Annotated in this window: 4 protein-coding genes and 1 pseudogene; 4 read left to right on the top strand and 1 reads right to left on the bottom strand. The window is 65.6% G+C overall.

Annotation, left to right across the window (positions count from 1 at the left end; all coding sequences use genetic code 11):
* Positions 1–603 (bottom strand): annotated as a pseudogene (locus tag P0D96_RS47455) (tyrosine-type recombinase/integrase); the annotation flags it as partial.
* 163 nt (positions 604–766) lie between these two features.
* On the opposite strand from P0D96_RS47455, the gene P0D96_RS47460 reads away from it, so the two are divergent.
* The 4 genes from P0D96_RS47460 to P0D96_RS47475 all read left to right on the top strand — a co-directional run bounded on the left by P0D96_RS47460 (position 767) and on the right by P0D96_RS47475 (position 4,141).
* Positions 767–1,822 carry a DNA-binding protein gene (locus P0D96_RS47460; RefSeq protein WP_408321189.1) on the top strand — a complete coding sequence of 352 codons (1,056 nt, stop codon included), beginning with the start codon at positions 767–769 and terminating at the stop codon, positions 1,820–1,822.
* 5 nt (positions 1,823–1,827) lie between these two features.
* Positions 1,828–2,067 (top strand): hypothetical protein, encoded by a 240-nt coding sequence (locus P0D96_RS47465; protein WP_408321191.1) that lies wholly within the window; start codon positions 1,828–1,830, stop codon positions 2,065–2,067.
* 11 nt (positions 2,068–2,078) lie between these two features.
* Entirely contained in the window at positions 2,079–2,969 is an 891-nt protein-coding gene (locus P0D96_RS47470) for a hypothetical protein (RefSeq protein ID WP_408321193.1), read from the top strand.
* A gap of 125 nt (positions 2,970–3,094) precedes the next feature.
* A complete protein-coding gene (locus P0D96_RS47475; RefSeq protein ID WP_408321195.1) occupies positions 3,095–4,141 on the top strand; it encodes a PDDEXK nuclease domain-containing protein in 1,047 nt (348 codons plus the stop codon).
* The last annotated feature ends 336 nt before the right edge of the window (positions 4,142–4,477 follow it).

A 4,477-nucleotide genomic window follows, 5' to 3' on the forward strand; every position in this document is an offset into this window, starting at 1 on the left:
GGCGTGGTGTTCGCGCGCGCGAGCCGTCTGCACGGGCATGCCCTGAATCCAGGTCTTGACCTCGAGCCACAGCTCGGGCGACAGATACCGGACGATGCGCGGCCTGGCCCGTCGGGCACGCTGACGCGACAGCGACAGCGGATTGCCGGCCAGATACCCGGCCTGCACGAGCCACGCAAACATGACGTTGAGGATCACCATGGCCTGGCGCTGGCTGGCTCCGGACAGCGGGCCGTAGAACGGCCGCCAGCGCGGATCGTGGCGCGGGTGTTTGCGTCCGCCGTCAGCGGTCCACCGCGCGGCGGGCTGGGGATCGGCGAGAAAGTGCTGGTAGACGAGCAGGTCCTCGTGCGTGAGCGAGGAGAGCGGTTTGCCCATCTGCAGGGCCGACCACAGCAGCAGCCGTTCGGCTTCCTTGCGGTAGTTGTCAAACGTGGTTTTCGTATCGGCGAAGCGGGCGAGCCACGCGCGAAGCGCGTCGAGATCGGTGTCAGCGGCGACCTGCATGCGTCCGTTGGCGCGATTCGTGCCGTAACGGCCATCGAGTTCAGAGGACAGTTCCAGCGCATCGAGCGGGCGCGGGGCGGGCAGGGCGGTGGTCATGGTCAGGAGGGGCGGCGGCCCGGGTGGCTGGCGGGGACGTAATGATGGGCGCAACCGCCGAAAATCAACATTATACGGTTAATGTCTAAATATGGGCGTGCGAGAATTAGATATATACCGGTTTACGTAGTAATATTTAACAAAATTCTTTGATTATGATCTCATGAGCGACGTCCTGTCCCCCGATGCGGCGCTGGCCGCCGATATCGCGCGCCTGAAGGCCGAATTCCCCAAGACCCGCGAGCTGTACCGCGAGGTCTGCGCGCTGCTGTTCTTCCGCCACGGCATCACGCCGACTGCGAACCGGCTGTACCAGCTCGTGAAGCGGGGCAGCATGGGTACGCCGACTGCGGTGCTCGGCGAGTTCTGGACGGAACTACGCGAAAAGAGCCGCGTGCGCATCGCGCATCCCGACCTGCCCGCCGATCTCGGTGCGGCTGCCGGCGAACTGGTCGCGACCCTCTGGACGCGCGCCACCGCGTCAGCCGGAACGGCGCTCGACGGGCTGCGTGACGAAGTCGAGGCGCAGCGGGCCGAGGCGCAGCAGTCGGTGGTCGCCGCCCGCGACGAACTGGGTCGCGTCGAGACGGCGCTCGAGCAGCGCACCGCGGCGCTGCTGGCCGCGCAGGTCGAGGTCCGCGAACTGGACAGGGCGCAGGCCCAAGGCCACGCGCAGCGACAGGCGCTCGAGAAGGAGTTGGCGCGGATCAGCGCGGCCCTGGCTGCGCGCGATCGCGAGGTCCTGGAGGTTAGGGAAGGATTTTCGCGGGATCTGGAGAAGCTGCGGGAAGCGGCTGAACGCGCGGAGGAACGTCTGCGGGCGTCGGAGAAGCGGGCGCTGATCGAGATCGACCGCGAGCGTGGCGCTGCCGCAAAGCTGCAGAAGGAGCTGGACGAGACGACGAAGCGGGCCGACCGGCGCGACGCGGACCATCGCCGCGCGGTCGAGGCGCTGCAGGCGCAACTGGGTAACGCCCGTCATCAGGCGGGCGTCCTGCAGGGGCGGCTCGATGCGGCCCAGACCAGCAACGCGACGCTGCAGGAACAACTGGCGGCACGGCACGCGGCCGATATCCGCGAAATGCGACCCGTTCGCGCGAGGTCCGCTACCGCACGCTCAACCGTGGCCCGTCCGGCACGGGCACCGGGACCGCCACGCAAGGCGCCGGCCGCCTCCCTACCCTCCGGCAAGCCGGCGGCACGCCGCAAGCGGGGGTAGTCGGTATGGCAGGCAGCAGCCGCCCGCAAAAAGAGGGGAAAGGACGAACGGGCCAGGTCAGGCGCAAGGCCCTGGCCTGTCCGCCGATCGGCGCGCTGATGCGCTACGACGGGCGTACGGTGCGCGTGATTGCTGAAGCGAGCGGCCAGCGCGTAATCATCGAGTCAGTCGACGAAGACGGCCGCACCTTCCGCAGCACGGTGAAGTGGGCTAATCTGGCCCGTCTTGACGGGCAACTTTTCTGAACGCGATGACGATGCAACAACTCGATATCTTCGCCGACAGTCGTGACGTGACGCTGCGCAATGACGTACTGGAGCAGTTGCAGCGGCGTGATGCGGCGGCCACATGCACGGCATTGGACCGACTCGCCCGCGAATACCCGGACGACGGCGCGCTTTCCGCAATGACCGTACTTGTTCAGGAACTGGGTAGCGGACCGGGAGCGCCGTTCGCGGACCACGCGGCGCTGGACGGCGCCCGCCGTCATCTTGAGAACGAGGTGCTACCCGCACTCCGCCGGGTGTTCCCTGTACAGACCGTGCAGTCATGGATTGCACCGTGCTGGAAATCGCTTGCGCAGCGGAGCGTGTCACTGGCCCTTCGCAGCAGCGATGCCGACAGCCATGCCATACCGCTATGGCTTCTGGCAGGCGACTGGGCGGCAGCTGGCCAGGCGGTCGAGGGCATCGACGCGTGGTGGCACATCCCGGCACCGCTCGCGTGGATGACCGAGGTGCGCTATCGCACGGATGGGCTGGATGCCACGTGGCCGCTGCTTGTAGAGCTGGCATGGCTGGCGCCGGCACGGTTTGCGGCGTTGCTGTCCGCGCTGGGCGACGGTACGCTTGATACGCTGCGCCGGCGCTTCGATGCCGCGTTTCCCGGCACGGGCGAGCTCGACGATTACGCGTGGTTTCCGGCCTGGCTGCTGGTGGTCAAACCGGCGCTCGCGGGCCGGCTCGGCGAGGCGCGCGTGCGGCGTGACCGGCCGGCGGCGCGCGCGACCGCCCTGCTGGGGGAGATCCTGCGTCGGGAGCACGAAGGCGACCAGCACGAACTGGTCAGTCTGCGTCAGGCATTGAGCCGGCTGCATGCGGGTCTGTTCGAGGTGTATATGGCAACACGAAAGGTGCAGCACCGATGAAGGGTTCATGGCAGGCGTGCCCTGAACCCTTCATCGCGATTGCAGCAGCCGCGGCGACCGGTTGTCCGGGATCGGCCATCCCCGGATAATGTCCCAACCGAACTGACGGGCCACCTTGATACTGCATGACCGACCAACTGACAGCGGACGCCTTGGGCGACGATTACCGGAACTGGCTCGCCGAGCTCAAGCAGCGGGTTGAACGCGCCCGCCAGCGTGCGGCGGCCAGCGTAAACCGCGAACTCGTGACACTCTACTGGCAGATTGGCCGGGACATCCTGGCGCGACAGCAGCAGCAGGGGTGGGGTGCCCGGGTGATTGACCAGCTTGCGCGCGACCTGAAGGCGGCATTTCCCGACATGAAGGGATTTTCTCCGCGCAACCTGAAGTACATGCGCACGCTCGCCCAGGCGTGGCCGGAAGCGGAATTTGTGCAGCAGCCTGCTGCACAATTGCCGTGGTTTCACCTGTGCACGCTGCTGGACAAGGTCAAGGATCCGGCCGCGCGCGAGTGGTATGCAGACAAGGCGCTTGAGCACGGCTGGTCACGAAGCATACTCGCGATGCAGATCGAGACTGGCGCGCACGCCCGCACCGGAGGCGCCATCACGAATTTTGAGGAAAGGCTGCCTCCGCCTCAGTCCGATCTCGCCCGCGAGGCGCTGAAGGATCCCTACGTCTTCGACTTCCTCAACCTGACCGAGGACGCGCAGGAGCGCGACATCGAACAGGCGCTCACGAGACACATCACGCGGTTCCTGCTGGAACTTGGCGCTGGCTTTGCGTTTGTCGGGCGCCAGTACCGGCTCGAAGTCGGCGGAGATGAATTCTTTGTTGACCTGCTCTTCTATCATTTGAAGTTGCGATGCTACATCGTCGTGGAACTCAAGACGACACCGTTCCGGCCAGAATATGCCGGCCAGCTCAACTTCTACCTGTCCGCGATCGATGCGCAGGTGAAGGCGCCCGAGGATCAGCCGACCATTGGCCTGCTGCTGTGCAAGGAAAAAAACCGGTTGGTCGCCGAGTACGCCCTGAGGGGTGTGGCAAAACCCATGGGTGTTGCGGAGTACCAGTTACTGCGCGAGGTGCCGCCTTCGCTGGAAACAACACTGCCGTCCATTCGCGAGATCGAGGCGGAACTGCACCCCGACTTGCCAGCCGATTCGTGACGGTTTGGTTACGCGTCCGCGCTCCTTTCCCGGCGTGCCGGACCAGTCTGCGAGGCTTTATGCATCATTTGCTGCCGGGCGTCGCTGATCTGAATGCGAAGCAACGGCGGCTAGCTTGAACGACCGTGATCTGCATCGGCTCGGCACGACTAGAGTTCAGCCTGCCGAGCGCAGGGCGGGCATCGCTCCGCCGTGCGAAAGCTTCGGCGGGCGAACAGAACGGCTCAAGCCAGGATCAACCTGCCGTCACAAAATGCATTGAAATCAAGGGTGAGCCTGGCAGCGCGCCCGCCGCAAAATTCCGGTCAACTCCCGTTCAGGTCAGAGCGACACGAG

Origin of the sequence: Paraburkholderia sp. RL17-347-BIC-D, assembly GCF_046027915.1 — a bacterium.
Lineage (GTDB): Bacteria > Pseudomonadota > Gammaproteobacteria > Burkholderiales > Burkholderiaceae > Paraburkholderia.